Source organism: Winogradskyella eximia (assembly GCF_003386165.1).
In the GTDB taxonomy this organism is placed as follows: domain Bacteria; phylum Bacteroidota; class Bacteroidia; order Flavobacteriales; family Flavobacteriaceae; genus Winogradskyella; species Winogradskyella eximia.
Window position 1 is genome coordinate 19,103 of sequence record NZ_QRDV01000008.1, and the last position, 25,510, is coordinate 44,612.

Below are 25,510 nucleotides of genomic sequence, written 5' to 3' on the forward strand. Positions count from 1 at the left end.
ACACACAACACCCAAATTCCGACAGCGTCGGAACCTGCTGTCGGCAGTATAGATGAGAAAAATCCGTTTAAAATAGCTGAAGCCTTGGAAGCTATTTAGGATTTTTGGAATGGTTTTAATGGTGCCTTAGCACTATTAAAAATACCTTCGACAGTAAAGGTCTTTTTTGGTTCGGTTTTTGGACCAGCAAAAAATGAACATAGAAACATTTTTTTTACTTAGACCGCTACCCCACAAACTGATGATACCCATGCAATACCAGCAAGAAAATCAAAAACTAACTAAAGCACTGCACATAGTCAACACACAACACCTAAATTCCGACAGCGTCGGAACCTGCTGTCGGCAGTATAAATGAGAAAAATCCGTTTAAAATAGCTGAAGCCTTGGAAGTTATTTAGGATTTTTGGAATGGTTTTAATGGTGCCTTAGCACTATTAAAAATACCTTCGACAGTAAAGGTCTTTTTTGGTTCGGTTTTTGGACCAGCAAAAAACAAACATAAAAACAATCTGTTTACTTAGACCGCTGCCCCACAAACTGATGCTACCCATGCAATACCAGCAAGAAAACCAAAAACTAACTAAAGCACTGCACATAGTCAACACTCAACACCCAAATTCCGACAGCGTCGGAACCTGCTGTCGGCAGTATAGATGAGAAAAATTCGTTTAAAATAACTGAAGCCTTGGAAGCTATTTAGGATTTTTGGAATGGTTTTAATGGTGCCTTAGCACTATTAAAAATACCTTCGACAGTAAAGGTCTTTTTTGGGTAGCCTATCCTGAGCGCAGTCGAAGGGTTATGGACCAGCAAAAAACAAACATAAAAACAATCTTTTTACTTAGACCGCTGCCCCACAAACTGCTGACTCTTCAACTTAAACAACACATTAAAACTCGTTAAACTCCCATAACTACGCGTAATATACTGCTGTAAATCTATCTTTTCTTGTTCTTCTAAATTACTAGAATTGATTTTCTGTTCCATCACACGCAAACGGTCACGTACCATGGTGATTTTATGAAAAAAGGTATCTATAGGCAATTCACTCGACTTCAGATTAGGATCTCCTGGTGTCATTATCAATTTTCCTCCTTTCCATTTATCGGCAATGGTAACCACTTCAGACACATCAGACCATTGTTTTAATATGGACTTCAAACTGCGCTCTACGTCATAAAAACTCACGGTATCCACCTCATCTTCTGCAGCGTCTATCACTTCAAATTCCGAATCGATATCTATGGTTTCTAATCCATTCTCTATAAACGTTACCCAATAGTGTTTTGAGGTCACGTTAGTCACCACTCCTTTGCCATATTCAGTATGGTTTATTCTCGATCCTATGCCTAGTAATTTCATCTCGTGTTGTAATTGATAGTTATAATTATTACGAGAACTAAAATAAACAAAAATGACCTGTACACACAAATGTTAAACATAAATTAAAGCTTTTTTTCAATCGCTGCACCTGTCTTATTTTTGCCATATTCTCAATTTAAACCAATAATATTATGAAAAAACTACTTTTTACTATTATTCTTTTAGGATGCTATCTTGTAACAAGCGCTCAAAATCCTCCTAAAGTTGGTGATCAATTAACCATTAAAGCACCTCATGCACATACCTTTAACTACATCAAATTCCCAAAACCCAACATTTTAATTAAACGTGGTACTGTGGATCGTTACAAATCGGTATATGAAAATGATGTGCTTGTAGATGACGTAGAAACGGCAAAGAATGGAGATACCTACGTGATTTTAAAGAAAAAAGATGGTTCTAAATTCTTTGGCTATTTAAGTGAAGTGAAAGCCAATTATGCCAAAGCCTTAAACGCTGGTGAGATCGTGACCACAAAATAGCAACCACATACTCAAATAAATGATAAAGTGTTCTGTAGATTCAGAGCACTTTTTTTATGCCCTAACATCAATACTTTTCCAATGCTAAAAGCACAGCAAAAGCTCGCAATTAGCGCTTCTTCCCTTTAGATGGTTCCGCTTTCAGCTTTACATAAATCAGTTTCTTGTGCCCTCTAGAGTCTTCACGACGTTCAATTTCAAAAGCAGGAATCGATTTTATTAACGGAGTTAACTTCTGAAACCCATAATTACGAGAATCAAAGTTAGGCTGTTTCTTTTGTAACAAGCCTCCTACATCTCCTAAAAACGCCCAACCATCATCATCAGACACATCATCTATCGTCGCTGCAATAAACTGAATTTCTTTCTTAGTAATGGTATCGTAACCGCTTTTTTCTTCCGTTGTAGTAGTCGTGGTTTCAGATTCTGATGTTGCCGCTTGGTGCTTTAAAATCTCTATGTAAATAAACTTATCGCAGGCTACAATAAACGGATTCGGAGTTTTCTTTTCTCCAATGCCATAGACTTTCATACCAGCTTCACGTAAGCGTGTTGCCAACCGTGTAAAATCACTATCGCTAGAGACCAAACAAAAGCCATCTACTTTTTCGGAATAGAGAATATCCATAGCATCAATAATCATGGCTGAATCGGTAGCATTCTTACCTGTGGTATAGCCATATTGCTGTATGGGTGTAATGGCATTCTCTAACAACAAATTTTTCCATTTGTTTAGGTTAGGCTTGGTCCAATCTCCATAAATACGTTTTATGGTAGGGTTGCCATACTTCGCCACCTCTTCCATCATTTCTTTTACATAAGCGGATGGAATGTTGTCTCCATCTATCAGTACTGCGAGTTTTATATCCATGGGTGTCAAGGTCTTTTTTTAGTGGTATAAAGGTAATGGGTTTGCATTAAAAAACCACTCCGATAGAAGTGGTTTTTTTGTATGATTACGGGAGCGTTTTAAGTCCGACTCGCCTTTTTTGCCAGTTTTGCAGCTTTCTTTTCTTTTGGTGACAGTGCTGCTTCTTTTTTTACATTGCGTTTTGCATCTTGTGATTTCGCCATAATGTCTATTGGTATTAGAGGTTGTTTTCTAATGAGAGTTAAATGTAGTGAAAATAAGCGCAGTAATGCCTTAAGGTGACTATAATTGTTAGGCATAGTGTGTTTTAAGCGTTGGTATGAGGCAATTGCATACGCATTGGTGCCAAAGGCTCAACGTAAATCCTTTATAGCTCTTAGCTATCTACTAAACAACGCCGATAAAAATCCCGTATGGTGATGCTCTACGGGATTTTTATTGCCGTAACCAAAGCGAAAACATTATATAAACAAAAAGTCATCCTCGTCATTAGAAAAATAACGCGTTAATATACGTCTAGCATTCACATCTTCTCGTTTAGGTTCGTTAGTTTGCTCTGTAGGCTTAGACTTCAATAGTCTGTTTCTTAGGTCTTGTAATGCTTTCATAACATCAGGTATTTGGTTGTATCAAAGATACGAAATCAAACCCTTTTTTGGATCACCGTAACTCCTACAAAAACACTAAAAACCAAAGATTTAGCAATTACTTAACACTTGGTTATACTAGGGTTAAACTTTGCTCGGTTTGGATTCAATTTGGAGTTGTATACGGCTGTCTTTTTCCCTGACCCGCATTAGACCCGCATTAGAGCCGAAGGAGAGCCGAAGGAGAGCCGAAGGAGCACTTAATGTTGTTTGACACGATTAGTTGCGTGAAAAAGGACTTCAAATAACAACTAAAAATCGAATAAAAAACCCAAAACAATTTACAATAATTGCCATAAACAATTCATTACACATGGTATTGTGTACCGTTTTTTAATTCTTGACAAAGCTAGCATTGTAAGTGCATTCATAGTTGTCAATTGTACAACCATTTAAATATAATGCATCTGTAAATGTACCTGTAAAATAATTTTCGGCTGTCAAAATACCAGAAAAGCTATGAGTGTCTGTATCTCCTTGAGGGTCATAAGTGGTTCCATCACTACAACCAATTGTACTTGAAACAGAATAAGTTAATACTACATCAAAATTTATTTCTTGAGTATTTTCATTGTATGATATTGTTCCAGAAGTTTGTTGCCATAAATTATTTGGGTCATTGATATAGGTTATGGTATTTGTAGTCATATCATATTCAAATTGGATATTGGCCGATATTGGTGTTACATTATTGGTACAAGAACCACTAGTTCCAAAAATATTTAACGTCCAATTACCACTTAAATCTACTTGATTACCTTCTAAATTAGCATTAAATGTAGCTATACTTTCAATATTAGAACCATCCGCTTTTTTGACAGTTGCCTGAACAATTTGTGGTTGTGTATTATCTCCAAGCGTCCAAAATACTTCAGCAAAACCATTTGGATCTGTCGGTACAGTTTGATTGCTCGTTGTTCCATTACCAGATGTCACCTCGAAATAGACAGGAACATCCTTAAGATAGAAAAGTCCAGAATTGTCCCAAACTCTAACTTTTAGCGGTTGATTTAATTGTTCATCTTGATTACCCGTTTGGTTATTCCCTGAGATGACCTCAATTGTGTCTGGTGCATTCCAAATCGGTTGCGTATAGATATTATAGGAATCGTAAGGTAATGCTAATAAATTTTCACCTAATATTCCTATACTAGCGCCAAGGTTTAAATCAATACTAGCATTTAAAGACGCATCCCAATCTTGATTTACACCTACATTAATTCCTAAATTTCCAGATAAAGCTGGTTCAATTAAAGGTCCATTAATGCCATAAAATGCAATTATGACCTCTGGAACTATTGAAATTTTATCTGTTAAATTAAAGTACGAACCTCCTAAATCAATAGGATGGTCTATAAAACCAGCATTTAATTCTGCTATTGGTGACCAATTACTATTTTCATACGTTGCTCCTAATGAAAACGTTGTATTATGTTCCAACTTTTTAGATAGCGAAAGTGTACCACCAACTTCAAATTCAGATTTTGCTTTTAGCTTAAGAAAAACAGTTACAACTACGGGGACACTACCTACAAATCTAACAAACGTATTACTGTTTTCATATAACGTATATTCAGTAACTGGAATAGTAGCACTTCCTGTTGCATTTAAATTTAGTGTTGCTTCTGCAGTGAATTCTGTGTTTTCTGTTCCAAATTGAAATCTATCAAGAGAAAAGAAACTATAATCCAAGTCAAAGAAATATGTAGGATTGAAATTTAATGCACCATCGGTTATGGTTAAATTAGCAGAGGGGTCTGAATTTATTACAACATTAGTAAAATCAAAAATGAAACTATTTTGATTTCTACTGACTCCTTGTGCAAATCTCTCATAATTATTTCTTTGTAAAGATTCCCCTGAACTAGATCTATTGAAACTTGATAAGCTAGTGGAAAAATTTATATTGGTATTTCCAAACACGTCTTCCATGTTGGCTTGAACCGTTTGCATTTCAACAACATTATTGACAACGCTAATACTTGTCACTTTTCTTAAAAACCCTAGCCCTTCATCACCAACTATAACATCATTTATTTCTATTTCTGGAATAGATTCACTGAATTGAATTACATAGGTACCGTTTAAAATTTCTGATTCCGTACTCATTAACTCTGAATTCTCTTCTAGTATTACAACTACATTATCTGCAATTATTGCATTAGGGTCTTGTTCTTGAACTTCTTCACTTTTGGAATCATCACTAGAGCATCCAAATATTAGAATTAACGAAAATAGAATGACAATTTTTTTCATATCAGAATAATGTATTGATTAATAGCTCTTTAAAAGTAGTGAAATTTCTGGGGATACTTAACTCCCCATAAAAAGTATTCTCTTTCTTAAATTGTGCACAACTGATTTTATGCTTAATGGCTTCTATTACACTCAACCTTTATACATACATAAAACACTGTATTACTGTTAGTTATATTTAGTTTTATTTATTAAATATTCATTTTTACGAATTATTCAATGCACATTCGGGTGTTGGAAAGAATTCTTCAAAAACGTGAGATAATTCAGGTTAAAATTTAAAAGATTATCGACGAAATGCACATTTTGTTGTAAATACCTCAAAATAAAACACTTAGCAATTAATTTGTTTTTTATATGTTTGACCCACAGTTGTTTAGCAAAGTCTAGAATTGCTAACTATAAACACCGGATTTATAACCAACTGTGATGATCCCACTTTTACCTTACGAGATTCAAAATGAGTTTGGATCTTACTAACCAGATGTGTTATAGCTTAATTATGCCATAGCTATACGCGTCCTAAATCTTAATATTATGGCAAAGAATAATTCTTTTATTAGACTAGAAGGTACCTTAGATGGTTTGACCTTTTTTAGAAAAAACGGTGCTAATTTTGTTAAAACAAAAAGCCGTGTGAGTAGAAACCGTATTATGAATGCGCCTGAGTATCAGCGAACGCGAGAAAACATGCAAGAGTTTGCAGGTGCTAACAAAGGAGGTAAAAGCTTTAGAGACAGTTTTGCTTCTATTGTGCGCTTGGTGAGTGACTCTAACTTAAGTTCGCGCGTGGCTGGTATTATGCGACGTATGATGAATACTGGAGTTGGTTTGCGTGGTCAGCGTACCTTGAACTTGGTAGATAATACAGAGCCATTTATAGGGTTTAACTTTAATATTAATAAACCTTTTGACAGTCAATTTAATGCACCATCTGCGGGTCCAGAAATTAATGCCAACCGTGATACCGTAACTTGGACGTTACCCGATTTTAATGCAGATACCTATGTGCGTTCGCCTGAAGGTGCTACACATTTTAAGGTAGCGTTAGCTGCTGGTTATGTGAGTAATTATGAATGGGAACCGACTCTAAAGGCTTACGAACCAGTAGAGGATACACCCAATGGTGTTGGTAGTGTTATGTATAGCGATAAAATAGCTGTTACTGGTATGGTTGATAATCCTACGGTGTTAACTGTAGATTTGACTGCTTATGCTCCTATACCTGTTACTACAGCGTTGTATACTGCTACTGCGATAGTGTTTTACCAAGAAGTGAATGGTGAGCTTTATGAGCTTGCTCAGGGGCATTGTATGAAAATTGCTTCTATTGGGTAGTTTTTGGCTGGTAGCTTTTAGCTGTTAGTAAGGTTAAGTTTATAATCCCGTATGGTTTTACTGTACGGGATTTTTATTGCTTGTTCATTTTAGTTCCTGTTATTTCTATTTTATTAAAGAAGAAGTCATGAATGCTTTCGCATTTGTATTCGTCGTTTTCTATTGTTTTGGAACTCATGATGTGCTCTGCAGTTCTTGACACAAAACGAACCAAAAGGTCAAAACGATTTGTTAGGAGTTACTCATCCATTCTTATTGTTTAAATAGGTTTTCGTGAATGCTATCGCATTTGCTAAAGCGCCATTCGCTAATACATTGTTATTTTAAGGTCTTTATTAAAATTGGATTCCAATCCTTGATTTTGTAGATTAACTATAGGTCTGGCTCTTTATTTCTGAAAATCGTTGCTTCCGACTGTGTCGGAATATGGTGGTGAACACTTGGTTGTTTTTGGCTTTGATTGATGGGCTTTGATATATTTAGTACGTTATACTTTAGTTGCTTGGATTTAAGAGGTTGATTAATATGGTAATGAAAAGTTTAATGGTAGGATTGTCCCCTTGAGGGGACTTGAGGGGTGTTTGCCTTATGAGATTTTTTTAACGTTCATTTTAATTCCAGTTGTTTCTATATGTATTAAATAAAAAAATCATGAATGCTAGAGTATTTAAGCATAGTTATAATAAAGTTCGGCTACAATAGTTTATACTTTTAGCATAGCACCAACACCTCAACACCACCTTAAAGTCCTGAAAATGAAACCAAAAAGACATCATAATTTTTCAATTTGTTAAATTTTTACATTTATTTTTTGTAGCTTTATTTCATTATTACGATTTATTCGCATCGCGTACAACGCCTTCAAATTGATATACCTAACTATATAAACATGAAGCACTTCTTTACATATCTCATTTTTGGTCTAATTTTTAATGTATCATCCTCTCAAAACAATGGAGATATCTTACTACAAAGTGGTGTAGGCATCCTTATTGAAAATGGCGCCACCCTAACCATAGAGGGTAATCTAGAATTAGAATCTAACGCCATAGCCTTCGCCTCAATGGTCACAAAAGGTACTATAAATGTGCAAGGGATTTCAAAATATCACCGTTTTGTTAATTCTAATGAAAACAGAAATGATCTGGTAGCACCTCCTATGGCGAATCAAAGTTGGTCTTCTTTCTTAAGCAATGATAGTGGTTACAATGCCAATCACCTTTTCAATAACGGTAATGCCGTTAGCCCAACGTATTTATTTGGACCGTTTGAAAAAGGAAGCACAGATGACTACCTGGTGTACCATACTAACGACAGCGCCACGCTTAATTCTGGCATGGGTTACAGAGCCGCAACCAACACCCCTTTGGCAAATGGTAATGGTACCACCTTAATTTTTACAGGTTCAGTTGTAGACACCGCAGTATCAGTGCCTATTCTAAATGAAACTTCAGGAAACTATAAAGAATGGAATCTTGTGGGCAATCCGTATCCTGCTTATATAGACGTCAATGCGTTTTTTAACCACGAAGTGTCTCCAGGAGTTACCAATATAAGCCTCCTTAATGCAAATTCTGCAGCTATTTACGGCTACGATGGTGATAACACTGACCCAAGCGGTAGTTATTGGACCATAACCAATCAATTAGAAGGACCAACCGCTATAGCTCCTGGACAAGGATTTTTTGTATCAAGTGAAAATGCTCTAGCTCAGATTGAATTTACTCCAGACATGATGATGATGCGTAATTCTGATGATTTTATTGCTAACCGTGCTTCGCAAAGTTACTACTTAAAACTTAGAGCTAGTGACACCAACAACTCAGCACTCACCTCTATTTATTTTAATTCTAACACCTCCCTTGGTCTCGATGTGGGCTATGATGCGTCTCTTTTCGGTGGCAATATTTCTGATTTTGCTTTGTATTCGCATTTAGTGGAAGATAATGAAGGACACCCAATGACTATTCAAGCATTTAGTAATTATAATGTAAATGATGTTGTAGTGCCTTTAGGATGCCATGGCAGTCAAGGTACTGCGATCACTTTCGAGCTTTTTGAAGCTGAACTACCCAACGACTTATACGTTTATCTTGAAGATACATTATTGCAAACCTTCACACTTTTAAATACGGATAGTTATAACATAACCCCTACCGAAGACTTAAATGGTGCGGGTCGGTTTTACTTACGTTTTTCTAACGACACTTTACATACCACCGACGCGCTCGCAGAGACTATACAAATTTATACGCTTCATCACCAAAACCTGCTTAACATAGATGGTGTACTTCAACCAAACGCCATCGCTACTATTATAGACCTACAAGGACGCACCATCGCTACGCACAGACTAAATCATACAAGCACCACACAATCTATAGATGTTAGTCATTTAGGTACTGGCATTTACATCGTTAAGATAAATAACAACAGCAACACATCAACCAAAAAAGTAATTATCAACTAAACCAACCACATTAAAACCAACCAATCATGATAAAAAAAATACTACTCTTCGCCCCACTATTTTTCTTTGTATGCCACATCAATACGGCTCAAAATGTTGGTATTGATGAGCCAGATCCTTCTGAAAAATTAGATGTTAACGGACGTGTTAAAGCCAAGGGGTTTAAATTTACCACCTATAACGTGGGAGGCTTTGCATCAGATGCTCCAATTTTTTCTGCTGTTAACAATAATCAATGGCACGACATGCCAGGTATCACAAGAACATTTTCTTTAGATGAGGCCACAACAGTAATTAGTTCCTACACCTTTAGCGGCTATACTCCAGCGGGCTCAGGGTACATAATTGTAAGATTGGTCATTGATGGCGTCGTTGGAAATTCCATAATTTCAGGTTACACAACGTATTCTGGACTACATTGTCAACAATTTAGCGAATTAAGTGCCGGATCACATACCATTAAAGTACAGTATCGTACTAATTCCCCTTTTAGAACTGAAATTGGCGATTACATGGCCAATTATCTCCAAATTTTAGTGTTTGGTTCAAATTAAATAAGGCTACTTCGTCATACTTCCTCGCAGTGACATATAGCCGTTATGGCAAGGCACGAAGCAATCTGCCTATCATAAAGACTAAACAAAGTAACCTTTCATGGGGAGGACGAAGGACACGGCAATCTCAAGCAATCTAAAGATCCACCCGTCATTGCGAGCGCAGCAAAGCAATCTGTTAATCGCACCCTTTATCTCAAAAACAACATATCCAAAATTTCGACACCCAAATTAGGATTAAGCGCATCCCCTTCCATAACCTCAACAAAACCCATTTTACATTGATGATCTATTGCATTATGATTATCATCACCATCTTTAATATAATCATCCGTGAGATAAGATCTAAATCTATTCTCACTACGTTGACCTGGATACAATAACATAGCTTTCTCAGCATTCCAAAAACGACAATAAGTATACATCTGTCTTAAGTCATTCACAGAAGCAGAACTTCTATGAGGTCGCTTCCATTTGGTATCAATAATATAAGTATTATCACCTTGTCTTAAAACAACATCTGGTCTCAAACTATTACTACCCCAAAACGATGTCGATTCTTGTCCTGAGACTGCTATATCTTTCCCGTAACAAGCTTTTTGCAATTGCTTCAAAATATAAGATTCCCAAAGGACATTCATATCAAAAAGGAGAGACAGCATCTTTTCTTTTCCGCTTGAAATATCTGGTGAGTAATTAAGAATGATTAACCGTGCTAACTCTAGTGCCTCATTATAGCTACTCGATTTTCTATTCAATGATATACTCTGTAATTGTTGAGCCGTAATCGTTTTACTATCCACTTTAGGAAAATTCAATAACACCCGATTACTCAAATCGTTCAATCGTGTTCCTATAGTAAACTGATCTACTATAGTTAATGCTTTATGCAACACCTGATGCAATAAATGATTAGGATCATAAACCTGATGTGTCGTATAAAAGCGTTCTTTATGCACGGCATTATGCCTTATATGACCTGCAAATTCTAACTTCCCCTTTAATGCTTTAGTGTTATGCGTTTGCTTCCTATATTTTTTAATCAAGCCTTTTCTAATTAGAACCTCTACCTCTAGCAGATACAATTCAAAATAGACTTCCAACAAATTCAAATGTTGTCGTTTTACATGGGCAGCACCAGAAGATTCTGCTTTAAGCTGGCCACAAGCCTTCAACATTTTAATTAATACCCCTTTCCATTTGTTATCGTCATCATCTTTATCAGCTTTAGGATGTATTTCTATCGTTAAGCCATCCACTTGTATTACACCAACGTATTGATTAAACTTAACCCCTTTTGCAATAGGCTCAAAGTAATTACCTTCATGGTATTCGTTCAGCTTTAAAAGCGCATCTAAATGTGTTTGCTTAAAACCATGCTCACCAACATAGAGACGTTGGTGTTCAAAAACAGATATGGTCTTACGAGTCGTCAATTATTTAGTTCCTTTTACATCAGCTTCACCTAACAAGAGCTCGATGGCTTCAATGATTGATGCACTACCCACAGGTTTTAAAATATAGGTTGGTGTTTTAAAATCATTAGCGTTTTCGTAATCGAAACTTGCAAATTCAATTTTATCATTTTTTATTTTCTCTACAAAACCTTTACCAAGCACCAAACCAATTTTACCATAATCACCATAGAAGTACTCTTGTAGCAATGGTACAATCTTATTATTAAAAGCATCGGCTAATTTTTGCGTGGTATTAACATTTACAAAATACGAATGCCCAATAGTATGATCCCTATCAATCAATAACGCGATACGTTCATTAATCCTTTTTAAAACCTCAGAAAGTAATATGCCATCAACGTCTTCTTCGGCAATGACAGTATAATCAGGCATCATTTCTTTAAATTCAAAACGACGACGTAATGCCGTATCTAAGGCTTCTACCGAACGGTCAGCAGTATTCATAGTACCATAAATATCTAGATTAGATGGCACACTAAAAATATTCTTAGAGTAAGGCAAGGTTATTTGCATTTCGTTTTTTGCACCTTTACGTTTATCTATTTCAATAAGCGTAATAAGTTCACCAAAAATAGCAGAAACATTACCTCTATTTATTTCATCAATAAAAATAGCATAGCTATTATTAGGATCGTTAGAAGCATCTTTACAAATCTCTTTAAAGACACCATCCTCGATTTTATAACCTAAATCTTCCGCTACTTCACCATTTTCTGGCATTATAGGCTTTATACCTTCTATAAAATCCTCATAACTAAAAGATTGATGAAACGTAACAAATTTAAAACGCTCAATAACCTTATTAGCATCAGGCTTAAAATCCTCTACCTTTTCAATGAGTTCATATAATTCAGGAATCTGATTGTCAACTTCTTCTGTGATTATTTCCCAAGTAGAATTTTCAGTTTTATTAAATATTAAAGGTTGCTGCTTAGACTTTACATTTACATTTTGACAAGCCTCAATAGTATGACTCTGTAATTGTCCCCACAGTGTTGGTTTTACCGTGTTTGAATTAGACAGTTCTGCTTTTTTCTGAACCCATTTATGATTAAATATATCATTAACTTTAGACTCTCCAAGCTGCAATAAAGCCACTGCTATTACTTCCCACCATGAACAATCTTTAACTACGGTTTCAAAGTGCTTTTCAGCTGTAATAGAAGTTTCTCTTGTGGTATATTTAGAAAAATAATCTTGTTTCAAAGCATAGGTTTTACCTGTACCTGGTGGTCCATATAAAATTTGATTTGTTGCATCAATCATAGAATTTCCGGTTTTATTAGTAGATTCTATACCAAATAGATAATTTTCAAATTCTAAATCATTTGACTTAGTATAACCCGATTTTTTCGTTTTATCTAAAACAGCTCCAATAGCATCTATTACGGATCTCCATTCATTGACATCAAGAACAAGTTCTTCCAAATAATTATAATACGTTTTAGGTGACTTGCCAGCATATTCTTCACTATTTTTAAACAGTTTTTTTGTTGAAATCAATCCAAAATTCTCCTTGTTTTTTGAAGCATATACATTAGCACAATATTTTTGCCCAATTATAAAATTTAAACTGTATCCTCTTACACTGTAAACTACTCTTGGATCATTTGGTTTTAAATCCAAAGATTTAATAACTGATCTTACAAAAGTGATATACTCGTCAAAAATAGTAGAATCTAGTCTTGCTCTTGTTTTTTCAAACGAATTCCCTTCACTAATTTCATTCCAATTTAACAAGGTGTTATACTCTTCTTCTGTAGCTCTAAAATTAGTACCTTGATTTCCTGCATTAAAATTGATATATGTTAGTTCATTCTCTATTTCACTACCAAGAATTGGATTGTTTACTAAGTTTTTAATAATCTTTATTTCTACACGCTCTGTAGCGTTAACGCTTGAAGTAGCTTTATAATATTGTTGCTCATTTTCTTGTATTGCAAAGACCTTAACATCAGACGTTACTTCTGCCAATGCGTAACAACCTGACTGATCACCTGTTTGCCATAAAATAACTTTATCTCCAATTTTAATCTTGTCTTTGTGCGCTGCTACTTTCCATGAAGTTAAATGTGATGCTTTTAAAGCACCCTTTAAATTGTAGATGTCTGGACTACCCTGAAAGACCCAATAGTTGGGCTCTACATAATCATACTTTTCTTTTAAAAATTTAATGTAATTATTTTTACCCAAAATTGCTTTTGGTATGCCATTACTGTTTTTCGAATCATATTCTACGAAATCAGGGTTTTTAACACGTTCTTTTTTACTTAGCAAAAACAAAATTGTACTGACTAGCCCATTAACATTATTAGGATCTACTAAAAAGAAATCTAAATCATCAAAAAAAGAATTAATTTCATCAAGCTTTTTTTCTATAGTTTTATTGGTATTACCAAGGTAAGCTCTATACGACTCGAAAGTATTGACGTTAAGCCATTTTGCAAAGTCTTTTTTAACATCTCTTAAACGCGTCTCATACTGCCTCCATAATTCATGACTCCAAGAAAAATATTCTTTATCTTCTGGTTTTGAATTAATTATTTCTTTATGAAATTTAGAGATTAATGTTTTATTAGTATAAGCAATATCAAGATTAGAAGCAATAACCCTTAAAGCATCTATTGTAAACGCATTTAAGCAATTATAATTACCATACAAAAAAGCAATCTTCCATTTATAAGCATTACCTAAATCAATTGTATCAATAGCTTCTAGTGTGTTATTTTTAGCCGATTTAGCAATTTCAATTATTATACTTTTAATAGTATTAAAAGCTTCTTCCTGTGTATTACCATATTTATTATGCCAAGCATATTCACCATTATTGGTACGATTACTAGCCTTATCTGTTTTTGAAGTTTCAGCCATTCTGTAAATACCAAATTTATATGAACTACCACCTCTTACATCTCCTAAATCTTTTGTTTTTTGCTCAACCCAATAACAAAAAGAATCTTCTCTATCTAAATTCGTATATTCTTCTAATGTCATTTGCTCCAATTTTTCAATTGGCCAAGTGTTTAGAAAATCTTGCTTAAGCACATATAAATTCTCGTTCATAGCTGTTTTTTCTTTTTTCACTATTTTAAACCCATTACGCTGAAATGCATTAAAACAATCTGTACCTATTCCTCCTTTAAAATAACGCTCTATAGTTCTACTTTCTGCATGATAATTGGCATAAACCATTATCGCTTTTGGAGGATAAGTTTTACCTTCAAAAACGACATCATAAGTCGATGACGGTCCAAAACCATCAGGATAACCTTTTTCTTCAAAGTCTTTTAAGCCTTGGAGTATATGTTCTTTCTTTACTTTATCAAATAGCATGTTTCTCTTTTTATTTTAAAGAATCTTTGTCCATTTTAACCGTAGTGCAACCACATTCTGGGCAAAATCTATAATGCTCTTCTAATTTCGACTGACAACTAGGACAGAGGACTATCCCATGTGTACTAAGTTCATTATCCAAATTGTCTTGATAGATATATTCCGTAGGGATATCTCTCACAAAATCCGACACTGCTCCTTTTTGAGATATTAAATACAAATGATCTTCTGCTCTAGTTAGCGCAACATAAAAAAGTCTCCGCTCTTCTTCTAGCAAATGATCATAATTACTAGGCTTAATCACTTGATAAATTTTATCTTGCAACCAAGGATCTGGAAATCCTCCTTTGTTTGAATGTAAGCCTAAAATAAAAACAACTTTAGCCTCTAATCCTTTAGCGCTATGAATGGTTTTAAATTGAATTTTATGGCCACTCTTTTTAAGCGCTTGATATAAATCCGTAGCCATCGCAGATCGTCTATAAAGCACTAAAATATCTTCAGGAATAATACCCTCTTGAATATGCTTTTCAATGGTTTCCCAAATAAAAGCATTAGACTGCCCCTCTTGTTCCTCATAAAAAATTTTAATTTTTTGCCCTCCTCGTTTTACAGCTTTTATTTCTTTAGGAATTTGAAATTTATTTTTTTTAATAGCTTCTGTAGAGGCACAAACTATGGGGTCTGTGCTACGATAATTTAGATTAAGTGTTAATAATTCTGAATTATCAAAATGTTTTTTAAAATTGACAATATAGCCTATTTCAGATCCTCTAAATCCGTAAATACTCTGCCAATCATCACCAACACAAAATAAATGCGTTTCCTTTTTAGTTAGCAAATTGAGTAACTTAACTTGTAAATTGTTTACATCTTGGAACTCGTCCACCAAAATGTATTTATACCTATCCTGATATCTTTCTCTTATATTAGGATTTTCTTCTAGTAACTGTATACTCTTAGTCAACAATCCGTCAAAATCTAAATAAGACCTATTAACACAATAGTCATTAAAAGCATTAATTATAGGAACCGCAAGCTCATAGAACATTCGTACTCTTTCAAATTCACTTTTGGTTGCTTCTTCAATAATCTGTGCTATAGATTTTTCTGAATTAACAATTTTATTTCTTACCTCATTTACCTCTCTAAAAAAACGTTTTATTTCTTTTCTAAAATTTGAAAACTCTTCATCATAATGCAACACCGTTGCTGAACTTAAATCAGAACTTATTCTCCCTTTAATGACACGATCTAACACCTTGTTAAATATCGCTGAGTTATGGGTGGCATCATCATAAGTTTTGATGCAAGTGTTACCTGCAATTTTCATTTTACCCTCCTTCCAAAACGAAGGATAACTTTTATTACTAATATGTTCTAAGTAAATATTTGCTTGTGGAATAAAAAAATCAGGATGAAAAGAAGAACTCCCAACCTTTACCTCTGGTTCATAAACATAGTCTATACTGTTGCGATATAACCAATCCGCAATATATTGTTCCGATTTAGATCGTACCTTATCCCCTTTTAAACTTGTAAAAAACTTCCCTTCTGGTCTAAACTCAACTTGATTTTTATGATTATGTATATAATCTACAAAATAATCTAAGATATACCGTTTTAATTTTAAAAGAAAACCCTTGTTTTGTGATAAGATAATGGTTACCTTTTCAATAATGTCACTTACCGACTCTTCTGCCGTATTCCCAAGAAATTCACTGCCTGCTTTTTGGTCCGCTACTATCTTGAATTTATTATCAAACACCTGTACACCATCCGTTTTAATTATTTGATAGCAAAGACTGTGTATTGTTTTAATCGTTAACCTATTAAGCCACGGGAATTTATTCAAATAGTTTTGGCGTTCTTTATACTTTTCAGAAGCTGTAATACCCTTGGTCTTAAGAAACTTTTCATAATAACCTGATTTATCTGCCGATTGAATCATTCTGTCCAACATCTCATTGGCTGCATTTTTAGTAAAGGTTACCGCAAGAATATTTTTGGCATCCACTAGCTTAGCATCTATTAGATAATTAATTTTATGAAGCAATGTCTTCGTTTTTCCCGAACCTGCACCAGCTAAAACAAGTAAACGCTTACTTTCAGATAGAACTGCTTTTCGTTGTTGATCGTTTAAACTATTTAAATTAGTATGTGTTGTGATATGTTCCATTAGGTTATTTTTAGGGATTAAAACAAAGTGTCTTCATCTGACACGTCTCTTTTCGCATCTTCTACCATATACATCGCTTTACAATTTGGACAATACAAATAATACTCAAAATAGAAAGATTGGTTGGGTTTAATCTTACGTTTTTTAGGTGTTTTTTTTACGGTTGGCGTGTTACACTTTCTGCATAAATCACCTTCTTTTTCTATGCTTTTTTCTTGGTAATCTTCAATATGTTCTAGGTAATCTAAATAGCCTTCATCCTTAATTTTATCTTCTGAGTTTTTACCTAAATTTGCCAAATAATCACAACGTTCGTTCTCCACATGGCCAGCATGACCTTTTACCCAATTAAATGTAACCTCATGTTTTTTTATTACAGTCAATAATCTCTTCCATAAATCATTATTAAGTACTAGATTACCTTTCTTTTTAGTCCAATTATTCTTTTCCCAGTTTTCTGCCCAACCTTTTTCTATACTATCAACCACATATTTAGAATCTGAATAAACGGTCACCTTTGCTTTTGTCTTTATTTTTTCTAAGCCAAAGATTACTGCCATTAACTCCATTCTATTATTGGTTGTTAACTCATAGCCTGCAAAAAATTCTTTTTGTCTGCCTTTATACTTTAATATAGTTCCAAAACCTCCCTTACCAGGATTGGGTTCTGCACCACCATCGGTAAATAATTCTATATGTGGTATTGCTTTAATTTCCAATGCTATTTACTTCAAATTCGACGTATTCGTTTTATTGTTTATTATATTTTTATTTTTTTAGAACTACTTATTTTAGCTTCATGAAATCTCATTAATTTATAAAATCTATTCCAAAATTTCCTACTTTGCTTTTTAATAATATCTTTTCCTCCATTTAAAGTTCTCATACTATCATTTGCTTTATAGATATAGCTTAAATAATTGCCCCAATAATATTTCTTTGTTTTTTCATACTTGGTTGGATCAGTCTTAGAAGGATGATAAATCAATTTACGTTTTGCACCTCTATGCGTAAATCTTTTATACAATCTTGACTTAAATAAACTTTCATCAGGATTTTTACTATGTATTGCAAGTGATGAAGATTTTTTAAAAGATCGCTTCATTGATCTATAAAACTTAGAAAAACCAGAATCCTTAATTAAAACACGTTGTCCGTCAAATGAAAAACCCAAATACTCAAGACATTTATGATAATTATGTTGCTTTGATACTTCATCTATTTCAAACCCTTTAAAAATGCCTTTGATTTCCTCAAACCTGTAAACTGTAGTTTTAGAAGGGTGTATTTCTAATTTCGCCAAGTTTTTAACCCGATCTCGTATAAGTTTTAATATACTATCTTCATGCTCTTGCTCACATACAATTATGAGGTCATCACTATATCTTTGATAATATCCTCCAACAGCTTCAACTTTATCATAAACTTCTTGATCAAAATCTAGCATATAAATATTAGCTAATGTTGCACTAATAGGACTTCCTTGTGGAATACCTATTGTATTATTAGCAGATATAACTAAATTTAAATTGTTAGATAAAAACTCTTCTTTTGTACAATATGCAATAGCATTTTTTTCTTTAAAATAGCTGTTCGATTTAATCTCAATTCTTTTAACCTCCTTATCTTTAGAAGAATTTGGAACTCCTCTTTCTACCAACATTGTCCCTTTATAGCTATTATATAATTGATCTCCTTCGACATAATGCAAATTAGTTAATGCCTTAAAAACATTATAATGATCTTCTGGAAGTGTACTTAACTTTAATACTTCACACCATTTCTTTTTTAAAATCTTATGATCTAGATTATCAAAAAAAGCAGTAACATCAGCAACAATAGCTGTGAGCTTTTTATCTTCTCTTTTTTTAATAAACTCAAAAGTACTTTTTGCAAAATCAATGTTACACTTATTTTTATCAGAACCTATTGCTATTGGTATTTTACGATAAGCCACAATGGATTCATTAAAATTTTTAGATAATATAAGCTTTTCATATGCTTCATTAATTAAATGATTATAATATGAAAAGACTATTGAGTCGATATGCGAAGCATAATAAATATTCCTGATTTTTGGCCGATCGATAAAACGCATGCGTTCTCCCTTTTTATTTCTAACAAGATCTATAGTATCAGCCCTGTACTTTCGTTTAATAAGAATCTTATGTATTAACGGTAAAAAACTATGTTTTTTTACAGATTGAGGATTTTCCACATAAGCTTTAACCCATTTATAATCCTTTAAAGACAAAGGTTCACCAATGTGAGGGTATCGTTTTAACTTAAACCAATCTTCTGTTTCCATAATTTAAAAATAGGGCCAGATATTTATAGTAGCAGGTTTGAAATGTACATGCCTTTCGAAGCTTTCACTCTATGAAGAGCTATTGCAACGCTACTCTTTTCAGGTATAGAAATTGTTATCTTTGTAATAACCCTCTTAAACATCATTAAAATGCTTAGAACATTAAACAGCAAATGCAACTTCAGGAAGCCAACAGTTATGACGCTGTTGTCAACCATCTCCTCCTTATTCACTTTATCGGGTGAAAATTTGGAAAATGGTATAATCCTTCCAATCTAACGTATATCTTAGAAAGTAAAACTGAGTAAAACGTATCATTCCGACCTTCTGGCCCATTTTATTATCTTATTTAATCTTTATTTCTATAATATGTCTCTTATATAACCAGAAGAGACAATATCTTATTTTCACGAATCACTGATTAAAAATTTCAATTTACTAAATAGTTATTATACCATAAAGCGATTACGACATCTAATTGTGAGTTATATATTTTTTCTTCAAGTTTCAATTCTTTCCACAATTCCTTTGGTGTAAAAACTAAATTATTATTTTTTCGTAAAACTTCCAAAGCCTTTAAAGCATAAGATTTATTCAATTTTGAACGCGTATAATTCCCTTTTTCAATATCCCTTATTAACCCCTCTTCACATAAACCTAAAAACGCATTTTTGGGGCAACTTTTACTTTGAGATGTATTACTATTAAAAAAATTCATACATGCAGAATCCCATGCTTCATTTGGTGAAGGAAATTGAGCAATAGTTTTTACTGCATCAATAGCTACTAAACCATATTTATTATATTTCATTTTTCCTGTTTTTACAACTCCCCCTTAAAAGCCTGATCTAACAAACTGCTTTTTAAAGCTTTTAAATGATTTAGTTTTTGGGTTTGAGCATCTAATAAATGTCTATTTAATTTATTAGATGATTTAATTCTATCTACCAAATTTTGTTGAATCTGAAGAGAAACAATTGGTACTTCAATTGCTTCAATCATAGATTTTGTAATTGCTTCACGCGTAGCATTTCCTGATGAATCATATAAAAGCTTAGCCTTCTTTTTTGGACTAATCAAAAAATAAAGCATAAACTCTGGTAATATACTTTCATCTGTTCTGATGATACTTACGTGTTGATTTACTCTAGCAGGCAAATAGTTTGAATCTACAATACAACACCTTGCTACAGATGCACCCGTTATATTAAGTAGAACATCATTTTCTTGAATCTCAACATTTTTTAATTTATCTGCTTGTTCATCATCAATAAAAGCTAAGTTCTTATCTTTAAAATAGCAGTCATGAACATTCATGCTTCTTATTAAACTAATACCAGTTTCTTTATAAGAACTTTGTCCTCCTCTTGGTGTCGAACCACTCCCAATCTTTCTGGTTAAGTTTTTTAATTTGTCATATTTAATTGATAATTTCTCCAACCTCCCAAACTCGGCATCCAAAACAGAACCCATTAAAGCCTGCGTATGCGCAATATTTTCTTCTAACAACCCCATAGCTTGGTCTATTTTAGCAAACAAACCATCTAATTTGGCAACGATGCGTTGTTGTTCTGGTAATGGTGGAAGTGGGAACTTAATCAATCCTAATTTTTTGCCATTAACATTAGGCTGAGCCGCACCGACTTCGTGTCCTCGAATTTGTTTCCAATAAGACTCAGATTGAAAATATAAGTATAAAAACTTCGGAAAAACAACATCTTTTGGCTGAACTCTAATCAAATAGGATGCAAAAATTGACGGTTGATTATCTTCAATTAAAAAAGACTTTCCAACAGTTGCTCCAGTCCGAGCAAAAAGAATATCATTTACTTCCAACTTGTACTTTTCTATTTCTTTTTCTGAAGTAATATCACTTATTGGTACAGAATCCCAATTAACTTTCTGATTCTGAATATCGGTTATTCTTAAATACCTATAATCGCCAATAGGTATTGTTTTCCCAGTATATCCATATTGAATATTCTTAGCAACATCTTGAACCATTACCTCTTTCCACTTACCCATCAATCAAGCTTTCAATTTGGTTCATTAATGTATTTATTTGGCTATCGTTTTGTTTAATGGCAGTTAACAATTCTTTTGGGCTTTGGTGTATTACTTCAACTACTTTATGCGGGTTTTTGGCGCTTAGGTCGTAGTCTTTAATGTCTTTTACGTTTACTGTCCAGTTGTTGCATTGAGATTCGTTTTCAGAAGAGACAGATTGCTTCGTTCCTCGCAATGACGGTTTTAATTTAGCATTGGTGTGGTTGCGTTCTTTTGGGTTGTGAAATAAGTGTACAAACTCTGCCATATGCTCGTAAGCAATGGGTTTGTTTTTGGTGAGTTTGTAAGGTGGTGTTACATCGTAATACCAAATGTTGTTAGTAGCGCCTTTTCTATCAAAATAGATAATATTGGTTTTTACACCACTATAGGGTAAAAACACACCTGCTGGCAAACTCACAATGGTATGCACATTAAAGTTTTCTAGCAAGGTTTGTTTTACTTTGGTAAAGGCATTATTGGTTTGGAATAAAACGCCTTCTGGTACTACAATTGCGGCACGACCTTCTAGTTTTAGCATTTTCATAAAATGCTGCATAAAAAGTATCTCCGTTGCGTTACTTTCTACAGGGAAGTTTTGTTGGATTTGCTTTTTCTCTTTGCCTCCAAATGGTGGATTTGCTAAAATAACATTGTGTCTGTCCTTTTCTTGAAAGTCACGTATGTTTTGCGTTAGCGTGTTGCCTTTATATACGTTTGGGCTTTCTATACCATGCAGAATCATATTCATCATACCCATTACGTAACCCAAACTGGTTTTTTCCATCCCAAAAAAGGTGTCATTTTGTATGGTTTCCCAATCCTTGGCAGAGAGCTTTTCTTTTTTATCTCCTTTAGTTAAAAAATCGAACGCTTCTACTAAAAACCCTCCAGAACCAACAGCACCATCGTAAATGGTATCACCAACTTTAATATTTGTGGTTTCTACCATGGCAGTAATAATGGCTCTTGGTGTGTAAAACTCACCTGAGTTTCCACCATCGCTTCCCATGCTTTTTAGTAGGTTTTCGTAAACTTGCGAGAGCTCAAACAACTCGTCACTACTCTGAAAATCTAAAGCATCAATAATATCTAAAACCTCACGTAATGTGTGGCCACTTGCTATACGGTTATCTAGATATTCAAAAATGGCACCTATTTTATAGGTTAGTGTTTTTGGGTCGTTAGTAGTTGCTTTAAACGCTTTTAAATACGGAAAAAGCGTATTGTTGACAAAATCAATTAAATCATCTCCTGTTAAGGCACGTTTTACATCTAATTTTCCAGCCTCATCCTTTGGACAAGCCCATTGATGCCAACGTAAATCTTTACGTAATACATAATTATAATCTGTACCTTCTAAAAAAGCTTCGTCTGACTTGTTATCTTCGTAATCGTTAAGAAACTTAAGAAACAGAATCCAAGAGATTTGCTCTGTATAGTGCATGGCACCAGAGATACCATCGTCTCTACGAAGGATGTCTGTAATTCTGTCTATGTTGTTTTGTATGCTCATTTAGTTTTCTAGATTAACAATCTGGGTTTCCTTTATTTCAATTTGATTGTTTAGGTTTTCTAGTTGTTGCCTTAATGATTTTGATAACTCACCCATTTCAAGTAATTTATGTCTTTTAATTTTTAAGAGGTGAACCTCATTCTCAAGTATGTTAACTTCATTGTGATCCTGTTCTTCTTTTAATTTTTTCATTATCCTGCTCTATAAATGTTTTCTTGTAATTTATAATAAGCACCTAACAATGTTTTCATATCACCAAAGGCGGTTTTTGCGTCTTTAGAAGTGCCTAATTTTAGTTTTACTAAATCGCCTAATTTATCGCGTTGTAATTCTTCAATACCATAATCTTCATAATGTTTTAAAATAAACTCCAAAAACTCACGTGCTTCTAGGTTTTTATAAACTTCAAAAAACTCGGGTTCGTCTTTTACAAACTTCACACGCTGTTTACGTGTCATTAAATTAGAGTTGAAAGAAATATGAGAAAGCACATCAAAAATATCGCATTCTGGTGTCGCAATCATATTACGTAAATCGTTTAACTGTTCGTTATCAAAACCTAAATCTCCTAACTGTATTAATAAATCTGCTCTAGTATCTGGATTAGACCAAATTTTACGTAAATGTGATTCATCTTTATAAACAGCAGGTAACTCACCAATCAGTTTTTCTAAAAACTCGCGTGACGTTAATGGTTTTCCGTTTTCGTCTATATAACGTGTATCGATATCTGTGACCTTTAATTGTCTTCCGTTAGAGAGTTCTATTATTAATTTCTCTTTACGCTCGTATGGTTCTCCTGGTTCTTTAACTTTTGGTTTACGTGGTGGTTTTGGTGTTTGCTCTCCCTCTCCGCCTTCACCTTCAACGAGGTCTTCTGGCTCACCATCCCAATCTGCATCGTAAAACAAATTAGTAGCACCTACAAAATCGATAATAGTAAAAAAATCTTTACCATCAAACACACGTGTACCACGACCAATAATTTGCTTAAACTCTACCATAGAACCAATAGGTGCTGTCAACACAATATTGCGCACATTTCTGGCATCTACTCCTGTGGTTAGCATTTTAGAAGAGGTGAGTATAACAGGAATATCTTTATCATTATCCTGAAAGGCTTCTAATAATTCTCTTCCATGCTTTCCTTCATCACTGGTAACACGTACACAGTAATTAATATCGGAAACCGTTTTATGTTTATTAATATAATCTCTTAAATCTAGCGCATGATCTTGATTGGCACAAAACACAATCGTTTTATCCATTTTACCAATTTGTTGTAAAATGGTTTGCGCTACCAATTCAATTCGTTGTTTTACCGTAATGCTAGTATTAAAATCTTTAAGTTCGTAACGGTCTTTGGTCACTTCACCTTGAATAATTTTACTATCGTTGGTGTGAATGTATTCGTCAATATTTGTGGTAACACGTTTAACTTTATACGGTGTTAAAAAACCATCTTGAATGCCTTCTTTTAAAGAATATTCATAAATAGGTTTTCCAAAATATTTATAAGTATCAACGTTATCGTCTCGTTTTGGTGTTGCAGTTAAACCTAAATGAATAGCAGGTTTAAAATGATCTAAAATAGCGCGCCATGAGCCTTCTTCGTTCGCGCTTCCTCTGTGACACTCATCAATAACTATTAAATCGAAAAAATCGCTTGGATATTCTTTGTAATATCCACCAATATCTTCACGTTCTGCAATAGCTTGATAGATAGCAAAAAAGATATAGGCATTAGTTGGCACTACTCCATTTCGTTTGCGGACTTCTTCTCCATCAATTTTAATAACATCTTTTTCATAAGGATTAAAGGTATTAATGGCTTGATCTGCGAGGACATTTCTGTCAGCAAGAAATAAAACCCTTGGACGTCTATCATTGCCATCCAAATTCCATTTAGCCTGCAATAACTTATGTACTATTTGAAAAGAAATAAATGTTTTACCAGTTCCTGTGGCTAAAGTTAAAAGAATCCGGTCTTGTTCATCTGCAATGCTTTCCATTACTTTGTTAACCGCAATCTCTTGATAGTAACGTGGTCCAAAATTCCCTGTTAATAAAAACGGAATCTTTAGAAGTTGCTCCTTTAAAGCATTCTTTTTTCCATAAAGCCTATCGTATAAATCTTGAGGTGTTGGAAAATTATTGATATAGTCTCCTTTCCCTGTTCGTCTATCAAACTCATAAATTTGTTTACCGTTAGTAGCATAAACAAAGTTTATTTTAAGTTTTTCGGCATATTCTAATGCTTGTTGTAGTCCTTTGGTTGGGTGATCCCCTAACTTCTTAGCCTCAATAATGGCTAAATTGGTATTGTTGTATTTTAAGAGATAATCTAAAAACAAACGTTTACCTCGCTTATTACCTAGTAATTTTCTCCCATCTGTAAAGTAATATTCCCTCACAATATGAATAGATTCCCAATGACTATCCACCAACTTAGGATCAATAAAATTCGCTCTGGTATCAGATTCTGATATGTGTTTTGTCATAAATATGCATTCGAAATTTGCTTCCACTATATATAGTGGAATATATCAGTCAACTACGAAATTAATTAAGGGAGATTAAAGATATAAAAACCCTTTAATTTACAAAGTGAAATGTATAGTATTTCCTTAACTTTCCTTTACGGAA

At 33.8% G+C, this 25,510-nt stretch carries 18 protein-coding genes; 4 read left to right on the top strand and 14 right to left on the bottom strand.

Features of this window, described 5'->3' with window-relative positions; translation table 11 throughout:
- Positions 1–840: 840 nt before the first annotated feature.
- Positions 841–1,365, bottom strand: coding sequence for a hypothetical protein (locus DFQ10_RS15025; protein WP_115818264.1), 525 nt, complete (start codon positions 1,363–1,365; stop codon positions 841–843).
- Between the two features lie 152 nt (positions 1,366–1,517).
- Here DFQ10_RS15025 and DFQ10_RS15030 point away from each other — a divergent pair, with 152 nt between their 5' ends.
- Positions 1,518–1,868: a hypothetical protein gene (locus DFQ10_RS15030; protein WP_115818265.1), complete on the top strand. Its 351-nt coding sequence runs from the start codon at positions 1,518–1,520 to the stop codon at positions 1,866–1,868.
- 109 nt (positions 1,869–1,977) lie between these two features.
- Here the strand turns inward: DFQ10_RS15030 and DFQ10_RS15035 are convergent, their stop codons facing one another.
- The 3 genes from DFQ10_RS15035 to DFQ10_RS15045 all read right to left on the bottom strand — a co-directional run bounded on the left by DFQ10_RS15035 (position 1,978) and on the right by DFQ10_RS15045 (position 5,642).
- A complete protein-coding gene (locus tag DFQ10_RS15035) occupies positions 1,978–2,739 on the bottom strand; it encodes an NYN domain-containing protein (RefSeq protein WP_115818266.1) in 762 nt (253 codons plus the stop codon).
- A 461-nt stretch (positions 2,740–3,200) separates the two neighbouring features.
- A complete protein-coding gene (locus DFQ10_RS18630) occupies positions 3,201–3,347 on the bottom strand; it encodes a hypothetical protein (protein ID WP_181897653.1) in 147 nt (48 codons plus the stop codon).
- A 372-nt stretch (positions 3,348–3,719) separates the two neighbouring features.
- A complete protein-coding gene (locus DFQ10_RS15045; RefSeq protein ID WP_115818268.1) occupies positions 3,720–5,642 on the bottom strand; it encodes a hypothetical protein in 1,923 nt (640 codons plus the stop codon).
- Between the two features lie 537 nt (positions 5,643–6,179).
- On the opposite strand from DFQ10_RS15045, the gene DFQ10_RS15050 reads away from it, so the two are divergent.
- The 3 genes from DFQ10_RS15050 to DFQ10_RS15060 all read left to right on the top strand — a co-directional run bounded on the left by DFQ10_RS15050 (position 6,180) and on the right by DFQ10_RS15060 (position 10,004).
- The gene (locus DFQ10_RS15050; RefSeq protein ID WP_115818269.1) at positions 6,180–6,980 is read left to right on the top strand and encodes a hypothetical protein; all 801 of its coding nucleotides are present in this window, start codon (positions 6,180–6,182) and stop codon (positions 6,978–6,980) included.
- A gap of 889 nt (positions 6,981–7,869) precedes the next feature.
- The gene (locus DFQ10_RS15055; RefSeq protein WP_115818270.1) at positions 7,870–9,450 is read left to right on the top strand and encodes a T9SS type A sorting domain-containing protein; all 1,581 of its coding nucleotides are present in this window, start codon (positions 7,870–7,872) and stop codon (positions 9,448–9,450) included.
- Positions 9,451–9,476: 26 nt separating this feature from the next.
- Entirely contained in the window at positions 9,477–10,004 is a 528-nt protein-coding gene (locus DFQ10_RS15060; protein ID WP_115818271.1) for a hypothetical protein, read from the top strand.
- A gap of 191 nt (positions 10,005–10,195) precedes the next feature.
- Here DFQ10_RS15060 and DFQ10_RS15065 read toward each other — a convergent pair whose 3' ends face one another.
- The 10 genes from DFQ10_RS15065 to hsdR all read right to left on the bottom strand — a co-directional run bounded on the left by DFQ10_RS15065 (position 10,196) and on the right by hsdR (position 25,365).
- The gene (locus tag DFQ10_RS15065) at positions 10,196–11,440 is read right to left on the bottom strand and encodes an McrC family protein (protein ID WP_115818272.1); all 1,245 of its coding nucleotides are present in this window, start codon (positions 11,438–11,440) and stop codon (positions 10,196–10,198) included.
- Positions 11,441–14,815, bottom strand: coding sequence for an AAA family ATPase (locus DFQ10_RS15070; protein WP_115818273.1), 3,375 nt, complete (start codon positions 14,813–14,815; stop codon positions 11,441–11,443).
- A 10-nt stretch (positions 14,816–14,825) separates the two neighbouring features.
- Positions 14,826–16,994: a UvrD-helicase domain-containing protein gene (locus tag DFQ10_RS15075; RefSeq protein ID WP_115818274.1), complete on the bottom strand. Its 2,169-nt coding sequence runs from the start codon at positions 16,992–16,994 to the stop codon at positions 14,826–14,828.
- 17 nt (positions 16,995–17,011) lie between these two features.
- Positions 17,012–17,713 carry a ribonuclease HI gene (rnhA, locus tag DFQ10_RS18775; RefSeq protein ID WP_317124894.1) on the bottom strand — a complete coding sequence of 234 codons (702 nt, stop codon included), beginning with the start codon at positions 17,711–17,713 and terminating at the stop codon, positions 17,012–17,014.
- 41 nt (positions 17,714–17,754) lie between these two features.
- On the bottom strand, positions 17,755–19,302 hold the full coding sequence (locus DFQ10_RS15085; protein WP_115818275.1) for a reverse transcriptase/maturase family protein: 1,548 nt from the start codon (positions 19,300–19,302) through the stop codon (positions 17,755–17,757).
- A gap of 430 nt (positions 19,303–19,732) precedes the next feature.
- The gene (locus DFQ10_RS15090; protein ID WP_115818276.1) at positions 19,733–20,113 is read right to left on the bottom strand and encodes a DUF6979 family protein; all 381 of its coding nucleotides are present in this window, start codon (positions 20,111–20,113) and stop codon (positions 19,733–19,735) included.
- Positions 20,114–20,124: 11 nt separating this feature from the next.
- Positions 20,125–21,327: a restriction endonuclease subunit S gene (locus tag DFQ10_RS15095; protein ID WP_115818277.1), complete on the bottom strand. Its 1,203-nt coding sequence runs from the start codon at positions 21,325–21,327 to the stop codon at positions 20,125–20,127.
- Positions 21,320–22,864 carry a class I SAM-dependent DNA methyltransferase gene (locus tag DFQ10_RS15100; protein WP_115818278.1) on the bottom strand — a complete coding sequence of 515 codons (1,545 nt, stop codon included), beginning with the start codon at positions 22,862–22,864 and terminating at the stop codon, positions 21,320–21,322. Before DFQ10_RS15100 ends, DFQ10_RS15095 begins: the two co-directional genes overlap by 8 nt.
- Positions 22,865–23,056, bottom strand: coding sequence for a hypothetical protein (locus DFQ10_RS15105; RefSeq protein WP_115818279.1), 192 nt, complete (start codon positions 23,054–23,056; stop codon positions 22,865–22,867).
- Positions 23,056–25,365: an EcoAI/FtnUII family type I restriction enzme subunit R gene (gene hsdR, locus DFQ10_RS15110; protein ID WP_115818280.1), complete on the bottom strand. Its 2,310-nt coding sequence runs from the start codon at positions 25,363–25,365 to the stop codon at positions 23,056–23,058. Before hsdR ends, DFQ10_RS15105 begins: the two co-directional genes overlap by 1 nt.
- Positions 25,366–25,510: the final 145 nt, after the last annotated feature.